Source organism: Vibrio sp. 10N (genome assembly GCF_036245475.1).
Taxonomy (GTDB): domain Bacteria; phylum Pseudomonadota; class Gammaproteobacteria; order Enterobacterales; family Vibrionaceae; genus Vibrio.
The window spans coordinates 842845-856256 of the sequence record NZ_BTPM01000001.1 but is presented as its reverse complement, the minus strand read 5'-3'; the positions used below and the strand labels follow the sequence as shown (position 1 = coordinate 856256).

Below are 13412 nucleotides of genomic sequence, written 5' to 3'. Positions count from 1 at the left end.
AAAGCTATGATTTCAGGCATCCTAGCATCTCCTGGTATTGCTATCGGTAAAGCACTACTACTTCAAGAAGACGAAATTGTTCTAAACACGTCTACTATTTCAGATGACCAAGTTGAAGCAGAAGTTGCGCGTTTCTTTGACGCTCGCAACAAGTCAGCTCAACAGCTAGAAGTTGTTAAGCAAAAAGCGCTTGAAACTTTTGGTGAAGAAAAAGAGGCTATCTTCGAAGGCCATATCATGCTTCTTGAAGATGAAGAGCTAGAAGAAGAAATCCTAGCACTCATCAAAAAAGACAAACTATCTGCAGACAACGCGATTCACACAGTAATCGAAGAGCAAGCAACTGCACTAGAGTCTCTAGATGACGAATACCTTAAAGAACGTGCAACGGATATCCGTGATATCGGTACTCGTTTCGTTAAGAACGCACTAGGCATCAACATCGTTTCACTAGGTGACATCGATGAAGAAGTTATCCTAGTTGCTTACGACCTAACGCCATCTGAAACAGCGCAAATCAACCTAGACTACGTACTTGGTTTTGCTTGTGACATCGGCGGTCGTACTTCGCACACTTCTATCATGGCACGTTCACTAGAACTTCCTGCGATTGTTGGTACTAACGACATCACTAAGAAAGTGAACAATGGCGACATGTTGGTTCTTGACGCGATGAACAACAAGATCATCGTAAACCCAACACAAGCTGAGATTGACGAAGCTAAAGCGGTACGTGAAGCATTCCTTGCTGAAAAAGAGGAACTAGCAAAGCTTAAAGACCTACCAGCAGAAACTCTAGACGGTCACCGTGTAGAAGTTTGCGGTAACATCGGTACAGTGAAAGACTGTGATGGCATCAACCGTAACGGCGGTGAAGGTGTTGGTCTGTATCGTACAGAATTCCTATTCATGGACCGCACTGCTCTTCCTACTGAAGAAGAACAGTACCAAGCTTACAAAGAAGTTGCGGAAGCAATGCACGGTCACGCGGTAATCATCCGTACTATGGATATCGGTGGTGATAAAGATCTACCTTACCTAGACCTACCTGAAGAAATGAACCCGTTCCTAGGCTGGCGTGCAGTACGTATCAGCTTGGATCGTCGTGAAATCCTTCGTGACCAGCTACGTGGTATCCTACGTGCATCTGCACACGGTAAGCTACGCATCATGTTCCCGATGATCATTTCTGTTGAAGAAATCCGTGAGCTGAAAGCAGCAATCGAAGAGTACAAAGCAGAACTTCGCGCTGAAGGTCTAGCATTCGACGAAAACATCGAAATCGGTGTAATGGTTGAAACGCCTGCTGCTGCAGCAATCGCTCACCACCTTGCGAAAGAAGTTTCATTCTTTAGTATTGGTACAAACGACCTAACTCAGTATACTCTAGCTGTAGACCGTGGTAATGAGCTGATTTCTCACCTATATAACCCACTATCACCTGCTGTACTAACAGTAATCAAGCAAGTGATCGACGCTTCTCACAAAGAAGGCAAGTGGACTGGTATGTGTGGTGAGCTTGCTGGCGACGAGCGTGCGACTCTACTTCTACTAGGTATGGGCCTAGATGAGTTTAGTATGAGCGGTATTTCAATTCCTAAGGTTAAGAAAGTAATCCGCAACGCTAACTTCTCTGAAGTTAAAGCAATGGCTGATGAAGCGCTACAAATGGCGACTGCAGCAGAAATTGAAGCGCACGTCGAAAAATTTATCGCAGAAAAGACAAACTGCTAATATAATTGACTAGATTAAAATCAAACCTTTAGGAGCACGACATGGGTCTGTTTGACAAACTGAAGAAGCTAGTATCTGACGACAGCGCTGACACTGGTGCAATCGAAATTATCGCACCTCTATCTGGTGAAATCGTAAACATCGAAGATGTGCCAGATGTAGTATTCGCTGAGAAAATCGTTGGTGATGGTATTGCAATCAAGCCAGCTGGTGACAAGATGGTAGCTCCTGTAAACGGTACTATCGGTAAGATCTTCGAAACGAACCACGCGTTCTCAATCGAATCTGACGACGGCATCGAGCTATTTGTTCACTTCGGTATCGACACAGTTGAACTGAAAGGTGAAGGCTTCAAGCGTATCGCTGAAGAAGGCCAAACTGTTAAAGCTGGCGACACTATCATTGAATTCGACCTAGCTCTTCTAGAAGAGAAAGCGAAATCAACGCTAACGCCAGTCGTTATCTCTAACATGGACGAAATCAAAGAGCTTAACAAGCTTGCTGGTGCCGTGACTGTTGGCGAAACACCTGTACTACGTGTAACTAAGTAATTAGTTATCTCGAAGTAGAAAAAACGCAGCTTAATCGCTGCGTTTTTTTATACCTGCTATTTGGCTTCATTCTTCAAAAAATCGAAGTCCGCCGTCATTTTCACGCACGTGAAGATCTTTTAAAGCGCGTAGCTAACTGGCCAATAAAGACTATGTCGCGTAAATATCGTTTATCACGCGTTGTGTGAGATCCCCTTTTTCAAGGGGATGACTCGTTAGTTGGGGATGGTTAGGTTCATAGGAATGGTTTAAGGCAAAGAAGAGAGTTACAGCTCTATAGACGCCAATACTTCACCATCAAAGGTTTGAACACTGAGTCTATTATCTTCCAGTAGACCAAAGCTCGCAGCAAACTCATTGCGCGGGAATGTAATCGAGCCCGGATTAAAAATGATCTGCTCGCCTCGCCACTCAGCCACTGGGATATGAGTATGACCGTGCGCAATCACATCGCCTTGCTTGAGCGGCGGACGCTTGTCACTGTTGTACAAATGGCCATGGGTTAAGAACAAACGCTGACTGGTTGGCAACATCACCCACGCATAGTCACTCATCATCGGAAACTCAAGCAGCATCTGATCCACTTCACTGTCACAGTTACCACGAACCGCAATGATCTCGTGCTTATGCGCATTGAGAAGCTCTGCAACCTTTGGTGGATTATAACTGCTCGGCACAGGGTTTCTTGGGCCATGATTGAGGACATCACCCAAAATCACCAAGTGTTCAGCCCCTGAGCGGCCGTAATGTTCTAACACTTTCTCGGTGGCTTCTTGGCTACCGTGTAAGTCCGATGCAAAGAACAGTTTCATTGATTTATCTCCAACACTTTCTATGTGTCTATTGTATCGAACTTACCAACCCGGTGCAGAGCTAATCGATCCCAAGCATGCCGTTGACCACAATGTTATTGTAACTAACCATACCAATCACGCGCCCCTCTTCAATCACCGGTGCTCTACTGATCCCAAATCGCTCAAACAGTCTCGCACAATATTTCACATTCATATTCGGATCGACACATAAGGCAGGCTTCGTCATGATTTCATAGATATTCGTGCGCTGCGGTGAGCGGTTGCGGGCCAACACTTTTTTGGCAATGTCATTCATTAGCACAATACCAAACTCATCATCGTCGCTGCGCTTTTCAACCACCAGCGCTTTCACTCTATGTTCTTTGGCCAGCACAATTCCATCATGCACCGTTTTTAGACCATCGACCATCACATACGTGTTGGCCATGACATCACGTACACTTACCTTTTTTTGTTGACTCATAGTTCGTCCTCCACAACTTTGGTCAGTGTCTCGACTTGATGAGCGACACCCACCGCGTCTTCTATATCGATTTGTACCGCAATTCCTTGCCCCGAGGTTTGGTCAAACTCTCCTACTTGGCTAATCGTCTCCAATATATGCCGAGACAAATGCTCTTCAACAACAAACAGCACCACATCTTTTTGCACTTCCAACGTCAACCCGAAAAAAGTTTGTTTCTTGTTGAGGCCCTCGCCTCTGGCATTATTAATCACCGTTGCACCGGTCGCGCCCGCTTCACGTGCAGCGTCCAATACCTGCTCCGTCTTGCTGTCTTCTACAAAAGCAAGGATCAGTTTAAAGCGCATTGTTCTTCTCCTTAGAAGTGTGATGATGTTTGTCGGATGGCTCCTCAGTAAGACCTTGGTTTGCTGAAGAACGTGCCGTTAAGAATTGAGTGAGTTGGGCATACGCCATCACAGAGATAATTGGGAATAGGCTGGCGAAGGCAATAAGACCAAAGCCATCTATCATTGGGTTCCTTCCTGGGACGGTCGAGGCGAGCCCCAGCCCCAACGCAGTCACCAAAGGCACGGTCACGGTTGAGGTGGTCACCCCGCCAGAATCATAGGCAAGGGGCACAATAAACTTAGGAGCATAGTAGGTTTGAATCACCACCAATATGTAGCCAGCAATGATGTAGTAATGGATCGGATCACCCACCACAATTCGATAACTTCCCAAGGAAATCCCTACCGCCACCCCGAGCGCAACCGCAATTCTTAGGCCGTTAACCGAAATCGCCCCCGCAGAAACTTGGTTGGCTTTTATCGCTACTGCAAGTAACGATGGCTCTGCAATGGTGGTGCTAAAGCCAATACAAAACGCAAACAAAAACACCCAGTAGTAATCCACCCAAGCCAGTGAATCCCCTACCGTAATACGAACTTGATTAAGGAAATCCGGCGCGGTGAGCTGCATTGCCATCGTCTCACCAAGCGGAAACAGCGCCAACTCCAGCCCAACTAAAAACAGGCTCAAGCCGATAATCACATAGCCAAAGCCGATCATGACCTTCATCGGGTTAGCGATGGGCTTCTTTAAGATGGCAAATTGAAAGCCGAAAATAATCACCATAATCGGTGTGACATCCCTTATGGTCATTAGCAAAGTGTGAAAAAATTCCCACAGAAAACTCATACCATCACCATCCCGTAGATCATCACAAACATCATAGGGAGCAAGGAGGCAAAAGCGATCAAACCAAAGCCATCCAGCATAGGATTACGACCTTTAATGGTACTTGCTAGACCGACGCCGAGCGCCGTCACTAAAGGGACAGTGATAGTCGATGTCGTTACCCCGCCTGAGTCATACGCGACACCAATAATGTATTCTGGTGCAAACCAGGTCAGCACCACAATTCCGATATACCCGCCAATGATCAATAAATGAATAGGCCAGCCCTTTAGGATGCGTAGTACACCAAGCACAATCGCAAGTCCCACGGAAATCGCAACCGACAGTCGCAGTCCATCGGCGTAGGTTTGCATCGATGCTTCTGTCATTGGGATAATGCCGCCTTCAGCTGCCACTTCAGCCGCCTCCGCTGACACTGCAGTCAATGCTGGCTCAGCGATAGTAGTCCCGAAGCCAAGACAAAAGGAAAAGACCATTAACCAAAATACGCTCCCTTTTCGAGCAAAAGACTGCGCCATGGTTTCACCAATGGGAAACAGCCCCATCTCTAGGCCAAATACAAAGAAAGTCAGGCCGAGTACCACGAGCAGCAAACCAAACAGAATAGAGAGAACATTGGGGAGAGGTTCTTGAAGAACAACGAGCTGAAAGAACAACACGACAAGGACGATGGGCATAAGATCCTTAAAGCTATTTATCATAGCGCCAAGGAGTGATTTCAACCCTTGCATAGCGCACCTCCCTTATCCAGCCGTCACTAATATAATCATGGCAAAGATAATTGTAAGAAAGTGTGACACGTATGACACTGTCGATGGTCGCTGCCATGAACTGTAGTTTTTGTGAACCAAACCAGTAGCAATACCCGTAAACCCAGTAGCATCAAAGCGTATTTAGAGACCAGTTGAGCAGGCCGACAGTGCATCGTCCAGTTAGTTAATTCCCTGATTCGTTGCTATATTTAAACCCAAATGCCCGACACGAGGCGTACCGTAGGTAGCAGGCCGCTACCCATAGAGGAGATACAATGAAGCTGTTATTAACCGGCGGGACCGGCTTTATAGGACGTGAATTACTCAAGCACCTCACGACACACAGCGTGACGCTGCTCACTCGCGACATCTCCACAGCTAAACGTATTCTCAACCATACCGATCTTGGCAATATTCACTATATCGACACTCTCGACGCCTACGACGACCTCAATGAGTTTGATGCGGTCATCAACTTAGCAGGGGAGCCTATTGCGGATAAACGTTGGAGCAATGAGCAAAAAAAGCGTATCTGCGATAGCCGTTGGAATGTCACAAAAAAAATTGTCGAATTGATTCACGCAAGTACTGAGCCACCCGCCACTTTTATCAGTGGCTCAGCGGTGGGTTACTATGGCGATCAGCAAGATCACCCTTTTGATGAGAGTCTAAAAGTACATCAAGATAACTTCGCGCATACCGTTTGTGACCGCTGGGAAGAGATTGCAATGCGCGCCCAGTCAGACCACACTCGCGTCTGTATTTTAAGAACAGGCGTGGTACTCGGTGAAGGTGGCGGCGCCCTCGCTAAAATGATGTTGCCCTATAAACTTGGCGTTGGCGGCCCCATAGGCGATGGCTCGCAATACATGCCATGGATCCACCTTCTTGATATGGTACGCGGCATCGTATTTTTACTTGAAACCGATCATGCCGTCGGCCCTTACAACTTATGCGCACCTCATGCAGTCTCCAATGCCACTTTTAGTAAGACCCTTGCTTATACACTGGGAAGACCGCACTTTCTCATGACGCCAAAATGGGCGTTAAAGCTCGCAATGGGCGAGTCCTCATGCTTGCTGTTTGATAGCGTTCGAGCAAAACCTAAGAAGCTCACCGAAATGGGCTTTAACTTCTCTTTCCCCCATATCGATACCGCGTTAAAAAACATCATCAGTAATACACGGTAATGCTTGCTACTTCCTATGATGTGTCGGTAAGGTAGCTAAAAACAGATCATAGGGTTAAGTTAGCAATGGTAAAGTCAGTACTCATCACCGGGTGTTCTAGTGGTATCGGTTATATCGCCGCTCACGCGCTTCAAAAGCAAGGATACCAAGTCATCGCTTCATGCCGCCAGCAAGCGGATGTGACGCGACTTCAGCAAGAGGGCTTAACCTGCATACAACTCGATCTTGCTGACCCTAAAAGCATCACTCTCGGCGTCCAGAAGACGCTCGCACTCACCGAAGGCAAGCTTTACGGTCTATTCAACAACGGTGCTTACGGGCAACCAGGAGCACTTGAAGACTTGCCTACCGAGGCTCTGCGTACTCAGTTTGAAACCAATGTCTTTGGCTGGCATGAGCTCACCAAGCAAATTGTTCCCATTATGCGTAAACAAGGCGAAGGGCGAATTATCCAAAACAGCTCAGTGCTTGGATTCGCCGCAATGAAGTATCGCGGCGCTTACAACGCCTCTAAGTTTGCGCTCGAAGGGTGGACCGATACCCTTCGCCTAGAGCTGCATCAAACAGGCATTCACGTTTCACTCATTGAACCAGGTCCGATTGAAACCCAATTCAGAACCAATGCAAAGCGAGCATTCCTACAATGGATTAACGTCGAATCTAGCCCATACCGAGCGCAATACGAGCAGCAGCTCAATCGTTTATCGGCAGATGCGTCGGGTAATCAGTTCGTATTACCACCGGAATCTTGTGTGCCACCTCTACTGCATGCACTGGAGTCCAGCTCGCCGAAACTTCGCTATCGTGTCACCACACCGACCAAAGTGTTCGCCGTACTAAAACGGATACTACCTAGCAAGTGGTTAGATCCTATTCTGCGAAAGGCTGCATAAAAAACGATCAGTTGTAATTTTAGTGTCACAATTAAACGTTATATTAACCACCGTGGTGAAACCACAATGCGCATCAATACCTTAGGTAAATAGATGCCATAGCAATATCTAACTCACAGCATTCACGTGGATTACAACGAAAATGACGCTAAATCAGCTTAACTGGTTAGCTGTGGGGGTTACACTAGCTTACTTCGTAATGTTCTAGACACCTTTGCTTGCTGCCGTTCTGGAATCCATTAACGCCGCGTTTACGACGCGGCGTTTTGGCATCTAATCTTCCCATTTCTCTGCGCATAGCCTTGAATTTTCGGTCATTGATACCAATCTTGAACTAAGAACGATAGACATCACCTACAAGGAACACTCAATGCAACCTGCGACCATTGTGGAGTTAAACGAACAAAACTTTCGCCAAGTATTAGAAGGCTCAATGACCGCGCCTGTGCTAATCCATTTTTGGGCACCAATGAGTGAAGAAAGCGCGCAAATCATCCCTGCACTAAGAGCGCTTACCGAGCAATACGCCGGAGCCTTCTCCCTAGCCCTGCTCAACTGTGAAGAGCAGCAAGCCATCGCGGGCCAATTTGGCGTACAAGCGTTACCAACCATCGCACTATTTGTAAATGGTCAGCCTGTTGACGGCTTAGGCGGTCCTCAGCCTATCGAAGCGGTGAAAGCCATGCTGGCGAAGCACCTACCAAGTGAAGATGAGCTAAACGCACGCAAAGCGCTTGAGCTATCTCAGCAAGGTGAGTACGAAGCCGCGATTGAGATTCTCAACAGCCTTTCAGATGAGTACAAACAGAAAGGCGAAATCAAACTCGCTCTAGCGCAGTGTCTACTGGAAACCAACCAGTTTGATGTGGCTGAAGCGGTGCTCGATACCATTCCTATGGAGTACAAAGATAACTTCTATAAGAGTTTGATTGCGAAACTCGAGCTACATAAGCAAGCCGCGGACAGCCCAGAAATTCAATCGCTAGAAGCCGCGCTGCAAGCCACCCCAGACGACCTTAAGCTCGTGGCAGAACTGGCGCTTCAATATCACCAAGTAAACCGTGATGAAGAGGCACTTGAGCTGATGTGGGCACCACTAAGTCGCGACCTAAATGCACTTGAAGGCGATCTGAAAAAGTCATTTATGGACATCTTGTCGGCACTCGGTCAAGGCAACCCTATTGCTGCGAAATACCGCCGCCAGTTGTATTCTTTACTGTACTAGTCGCACCATATCTCGCTATTCAGAAAAGGGACCTTTGTGTCCCTTTTCTCATATTGGTGTGACCAACACCCGTTCACTTTTCGTATAACCTACTGATACAAGTAATAATTACCAATCGCAAAAATACACTTCATTACACATAAATGTCTCAACTAAACTGTATACTGTTGAACAAACGTACATTTTTAATACAGGAAAATTGTCATGGCTATTGATGCAATGATCACTATTGGTGGGTTTATCCTCGTTGCCGTTGTCTTTATTGTCGCTGGGGTCAAAACGGTGCCTCAAGGTAACAACTGGACGGTAGAGCGATTCGGACGCTATACACACACGCTCAAACCGGGTTTAAACCTTATCATTCCCTTCATTGATAGTGTTGGCAATAAAGTTAACATGATGGAGCGCGTGCTGGATATTCCACCGCAAGAAGTGATCTCTCGTGATAACGCTAATGTCGTGATCGATGCTGTCTGTTTTGTTCAGGTCGTGGATGCGCCAAAAGCCGCGTATGAAGTGAATGACCTAGAGCATGCCATTCGCAACCTAACACTGACCAACATGCGTACCGTATTGGGCTCTATGGAGCTCGATGAAATGCTCAGCCAACGTGACTCCATCAATACCAAACTGCTTTCTATCGTTGATGAAGCCACCAACCCTTGGGGCGTGAAGGTCACCCGTATCGAAATCCGTGACGTTCAACCACCAGCCGATCTTACCGCCGCAATGAATGCACAAATGAAAGCCGAACGTAATAAACGTGCTGAAATTCTAGAAGCCGAAGGGGTACGTCAAGCCGAGATCCTACGTGCAGAAGGTCAAAAACAAGCAGAAATCCTCAAAGCCGAAGGTGATAAGCAGGCTGCTATACTTCAAGCAGAAGCCCGTGAACGTGCCGCAGAAGCAGAAGCGAAAGCAACCGAGATGGTTTCCAACGCAATCGCTCAAGGTGATATGCAGGCCGTTAACTACTTCGTTGCTCAAGGCTATACCGATGCACTGAAATCTATTGGCCAAGCGGAAAACGGTAAGATCATCATGCTACCACTTGAGGCAACAGGCCTAATGGGCTCTGTCGCTGGTATCGCGGAAATGTTCAACCAATCGAAAGCAAGCAACAATGAGGATAAAGCGTGATTGAATTACTCAGCCAAGTTAACTATTGGCACTGGTTAGCCCTAGGTTTACTTCTGCTTTGTGGTGAGCTGCTTGGCACGGCTGGGTATATGTTGTGGCTTGGCATCTCAGCGATGCTGGTTGGCATTGTATTGGCATTTGTGCCCATCAGTTGGCAGCTTCAGTGGGTTAGCTTTGGTGTGTTCTCTCTCGCGCTTACTTGGCTTTGGTGGCGTAAACAACACAAGGTCGACAAACATTCCGATCAGCAGCGTGACCTCAACCAAAAAGACAAACAACTACTTGGACAAACTGCGGTACTTGAAGAAGACATCAATCGCGGTAAATGTCGCATCAGATTGGGGGATACATCTTGGTCGGCTTACAGCGACCAACCGTTGCCTTCCGGTACGTTAGTCAAAGTCATCGACGTAGATGGGATAACCCTACTCATTGAAAAAGCCGAATAAAAAATGCCCCTGACACAAATCAGGGGCATTTTTTTATTTATCTTGCGCTTCGCGTTTATGCTTTGGCACGTAGTTCAGAATCGAGATAGGCACCGGTTTTCTGGGTGTAAACCCTTCAATCTCCACTCGATCTAGCAAATGGCCTAAACGACTCTCAATCATGCACAGGTTCTTGAAATTATCTTTAGAGACCAGCGATACAGCCTCACCTGCCGCTTCAGCGCGACCGGTACGACCAATGCGATGCACGTATTCATCCGCTGGGAATGGTAAGTCATAGTTGATAACCACAGGGAGATTTTCAATATCAATACCACGCGCGGCAACGCCCGTTGCGACTAGGTACTGGATTTCGCCAGCTTTAAACGACTCAATCAATTGCTGACGAATCTTCTGGTTACGGCCACTGTGGAACGCTTCAGCTGCGATGCCGCGCTTTTCAAGCTGGCTCACCAGTTTGGCAGCGCCATGTTTAGTCTCAATAAAAATCAGCGCTTGTTTCCAATCATTGGTTTGCAGCATGTGGCTGAGCAGCGACGATTTCATGTCTTTATCGACCGTGACAATCCACTGCTTGATGTTGCTCTTTGAAGCACTGTGTTTGGTAATCGAGATCTCTTCAGGATCGCGGATTGCCGATTTTGCTAACTCTCGAACTGGGTTAGACAGCGTTGCTGAGAAAAGGAGGTTTTGCGCATCTTCTGGTACGCGAGCAATGATTTTGTTGATGGCATCGATAAAGCCCATATCAAGCATCTTATCGGCTTCATCTAACACCAGTACTTCGAGCTCATCAAAATGAATCGCGCGCTGACCGTACAAATCAATCAAGCGGCCAGGAGTGGCAACGACAATATCAACGCCATCAATCAGCGCTTGTTTTTGCGGTGCGTAATCCACACCACCAAACATCGCCATCGACTTTAAAGGCAGATGCTGCGCGTAGGCTTCAATGCTTTGGTTTACCTGCAGTGCCAGTTCACGAGTCGGCGTTAAGATGATCGCACGCGCACGCTTCTTACGCTGGGTTTCGCTTTGGCTTAGCTTCTCTAGAATAGGCAGCACAAAACTCGCCGTTTTACCGGTACCCGTTTGTGCCGCTGCAATCAGGTTTTCACCTTTTAGGACAATCGGAATTGCTTTGGTTTGAATCGTGGTTGGCTTTTGATAGCCAAGCGACGCTACTGCATCCAATATAGGTTGGCTTAAGCCGAGGTTAGAAAAAGACATCACGAGTTCTCAGACGATTAATTGCAAAAAGTGTAGCAGATCATAAGAATTAAAACGAAAAACCCCTGACAACTCATAGAGCTATCAGGGGTCTTAAAATAATGGCACGCCCTGTAGGATTCGAACCTACGACCACATCCTTAGAAGGGACGTGCTCTATCCAGCTGAGCTAAGGGCGCGCTATAGGGAAAGGATTATACGAGTTAGGAGAGGTAAATCAATGGCTTTATTACTTTGAGTGGTTTAAACGCCCAAAAAAAAGTCAACACATCATCAAAAGACGAAAAACACACCAATGCAAACGTTTGCGTTGTAGCTTTTGAAATAGTTTTCTGGGACAATGCACACAAAAATAACAGTCAATTAACTTTCTCAAGGAAAATTATGTCTGCTCAAAACATTGATGGGAAACTCATTTCTCAAACTGTACGCTCAGAAGTGGCCGCTCGTGTTAAAGCGAGAACGGACGCAGGACTTCGAGCGCCGGGGTTAGCAGTTGTTTTAGTGGGTGAAGACCCAGCCTCGCAGGTTTATGTGGGTAGCAAACGTCGCGCGTGTGAAGAGGTAGGCTTTGTTTCTAAGTCTTACGACTTGCCAGCGAGCGCAACCGAAGAAGAGCTATTAAGCCTAGTTGATGAGCTGAACAATGACCCAGAGGTCGACGGTATCTTGGTGCAATTGCCGCTTCCAGCGGGTATCGATACGACTCACGTTCTTGAGCGCATCATCCCAGAAAAAGATGTCGATGGCTTCCACCCATACAATGTAGGCCGTCTAGCGCAGCGCATTCCTAAGTTACGCTCGTGCACGCCGAAAGGCATTATCACTCTCCTTGACCGTTACAACATTCAACTTCGTGGTAAGCACGCGGTGATTGTGGGTGCATCTAATATTGTTGGTCGCCCAATGACGCTAGAGCTGTTGCTGGCTGGTTGCACAACGACAACCTGTCACCGATTCACTAAAGACTTAGAGAGCCATGTGCGTCAAGCAGACGTGGTAGTGGTCGCTGTTGGTAAGCCAAACTTTGTGCCAGGCCACTGGATTAAGAAAGGTGCGGTTGTGGTCGATGTGGGCATCAACCGTTTAGAGAATGGTACTCTGGTTGGTGATGTCGAATACGATGTGGCTAAAGATAACGCGAGTTTCATCACCCCGGTTCCTGGCGGTGTGGGCCCTATGACAGTCGCAAGCCTGATTGAGAACACCATGATTGCCTGTGAGCAGTTCCACACTGCTAAAAAGTAATCCGCTCCAGTAAGGGAGCTCGCTCCCTTACTTTCATTACCGCTTGTCGCACGACATTTCCCTCTAAAAATCAGTCAGATAACGTTAACTCCCTCTCATTTTTCCCTACTCTTTGTCCTTGTATTAGTAACTTTGCCGCTTTGTCACAGTATTCGTCCCTCACGTTAGGTACAAACAGAGTCAGAAATATTCGTCGACTAATGAGGGGACAACGCTATGTATAAGAAAAATGCCGTAATTACAGCGGAAAGTGGCCTACACACCAGACCAGCAGCACAGTTTGTAAAACAAGCTAAACAGTATGCTGAAGATGTCGAGATTGTATCAAAAGGGAAAACCGCCACCGCCAAAAACTTGTTTAAGCTGCAAACACTGCAGTTGGTGAAAGGCACAGAAGTCACGGTTCAATCTGCCAATAAACAGGCAGTGGATGAGCTGGCGAGTTTCTTAGAGAAAGTGACTGGCTAACGATAATAAAAGGGCTCAACGTACGCGGCCTGAGTACGTTGAGCCCTTTTCTATTTACTGTGTCGGCATTGCGCC

The 13412-nt window shown here is 47.0% G+C and carries 15 protein-coding genes and 1 tRNA gene; 9 read left to right on the top strand and 7 right to left on the bottom strand.

The genetic code is table 11. The features are described 5' to 3' along the window. The first annotated feature begins 6 nt into the window (after positions 1 to 6). Both ptsI and crr read left to right on the top strand, forming a co-directional pair. Positions 7 to 1734, top strand: coding sequence for a phosphoenolpyruvate-protein phosphotransferase PtsI (gene ptsI, locus AAA946_RS04095; protein WP_338163736.1), 1728 nt, complete (start codon positions 7 to 9; stop codon positions 1732 to 1734). 41 nt (positions 1735 to 1775) lie between these two features. Next, positions 1776 to 2285 carry a PTS glucose transporter subunit IIA gene (gene crr, locus AAA946_RS04090; protein ID WP_042476521.1) on the top strand — a complete coding sequence of 170 codons (510 nt, stop codon included), beginning with the start codon at positions 1776 to 1778 and terminating at the stop codon, positions 2283 to 2285. A gap of 266 nt (positions 2286 to 2551) precedes the next feature. On the opposite strand, the gene yfcE is transcribed toward crr, so the two are convergent. From yfcE to AAA946_RS04065, 5 genes are all read right to left on the bottom strand, one after another. Continuing rightward, positions 2552 to 3097 (bottom strand): phosphodiesterase, encoded by a 546-nt coding sequence (yfcE, locus tag AAA946_RS04085; protein WP_338163735.1) that lies wholly within the window; start codon positions 3095 to 3097, stop codon positions 2552 to 2554. A 61-nt stretch (positions 3098 to 3158) separates the two neighbouring features. Next, positions 3159 to 3563: a CBS domain-containing protein gene (locus AAA946_RS04080; protein WP_338163734.1), complete on the bottom strand. Its 405-nt coding sequence runs from the start codon at positions 3561 to 3563 to the stop codon at positions 3159 to 3161. After that, complete coding sequence (locus AAA946_RS04075) at positions 3560 to 3910, bottom strand: P-II family nitrogen regulator (RefSeq protein WP_338163733.1); 351 nt, start codon at positions 3908 to 3910, stop codon at positions 3560 to 3562. The genes AAA946_RS04080 and AAA946_RS04075 overlap by 4 nt, the downstream gene beginning before the upstream one ends. After that, entirely contained in the window at positions 3900 to 4742 is an 843-nt protein-coding gene (locus AAA946_RS04070) for a DUF1538 domain-containing protein (protein WP_338163732.1), read from the bottom strand. The genes AAA946_RS04075 and AAA946_RS04070 overlap by 11 nt, the downstream gene beginning before the upstream one ends. After that, positions 4739 to 5473, bottom strand: coding sequence for a DUF1538 domain-containing protein (locus tag AAA946_RS04065; protein WP_338163731.1), 735 nt, complete (start codon positions 5471 to 5473; stop codon positions 4739 to 4741). The genes AAA946_RS04070 and AAA946_RS04065 overlap by 4 nt, the downstream gene beginning before the upstream one ends. Before the next feature lie 296 nt (positions 5474 to 5769). On the opposite strand from AAA946_RS04065, the gene AAA946_RS04060 reads away from it, so the two are divergent. The 5 genes from AAA946_RS04060 (at position 5770) to AAA946_RS04040 (ending at position 10391) form a co-directional block, all read left to right on the top strand. Further along, positions 5770 to 6684: a TIGR01777 family oxidoreductase gene (locus AAA946_RS04060; RefSeq protein WP_338163730.1), complete on the top strand. Its 915-nt coding sequence runs from the start codon at positions 5770 to 5772 to the stop codon at positions 6682 to 6684. A gap of 65 nt (positions 6685 to 6749) precedes the next feature. Then, positions 6750 to 7577, top strand: a complete 828-nt coding sequence (locus AAA946_RS04055; RefSeq protein WP_338163729.1) for an SDR family oxidoreductase — start codon at positions 6750 to 6752, stop codon at positions 7575 to 7577. A gap of 370 nt (positions 7578 to 7947) precedes the next feature. Beyond that, entirely contained in the window at positions 7948 to 8802 is an 855-nt protein-coding gene (locus AAA946_RS04050) for a co-chaperone YbbN (RefSeq protein WP_338163728.1), read from the top strand. 204 nt (positions 8803 to 9006) lie between these two features. Next, positions 9007 to 9942, top strand: a complete 936-nt coding sequence (locus AAA946_RS04045) for an SPFH domain-containing protein (protein ID WP_338163727.1) — start codon at positions 9007 to 9009, stop codon at positions 9940 to 9942. Next, the gene (locus AAA946_RS04040) at positions 9939 to 10391 is read left to right on the top strand and encodes an NfeD family protein (protein ID WP_338163726.1); all 453 of its coding nucleotides are present in this window, start codon (positions 9939 to 9941) and stop codon (positions 10389 to 10391) included. Before AAA946_RS04045 ends, AAA946_RS04040 begins: the two co-directional genes overlap by 4 nt. Before the next feature lie 33 nt (positions 10392 to 10424). On the opposite strand, the gene AAA946_RS04035 is transcribed toward AAA946_RS04040, so the two are convergent. Next, a complete protein-coding gene (locus tag AAA946_RS04035) occupies positions 10425 to 11621 on the bottom strand; it encodes a DEAD/DEAH box helicase (protein ID WP_338163725.1) in 1197 nt (398 codons plus the stop codon). A 102-nt stretch (positions 11622 to 11723) separates the two neighbouring features. After that, positions 11724 to 11800: transfer RNA gene (locus AAA946_RS04030), tRNA-Arg, on the bottom strand. A 205-nt stretch (positions 11801 to 12005) separates the two neighbouring features. Here AAA946_RS04030 and folD point away from each other — a divergent pair. Further along, positions 12006 to 12869, top strand: coding sequence for a bifunctional methylenetetrahydrofolate dehydrogenase/methenyltetrahydrofolate cyclohydrolase FolD (gene folD / locus AAA946_RS04025; protein ID WP_042501001.1), 864 nt, complete (start codon positions 12006 to 12008; stop codon positions 12867 to 12869). A gap of 216 nt (positions 12870 to 13085) precedes the next feature. Continuing rightward, entirely contained in the window at positions 13086 to 13337 is a 252-nt protein-coding gene (locus AAA946_RS04020) for an HPr family phosphocarrier protein (protein WP_112461249.1), read from the top strand. The last annotated feature ends 75 nt before the right edge of the window (positions 13338 to 13412 follow it).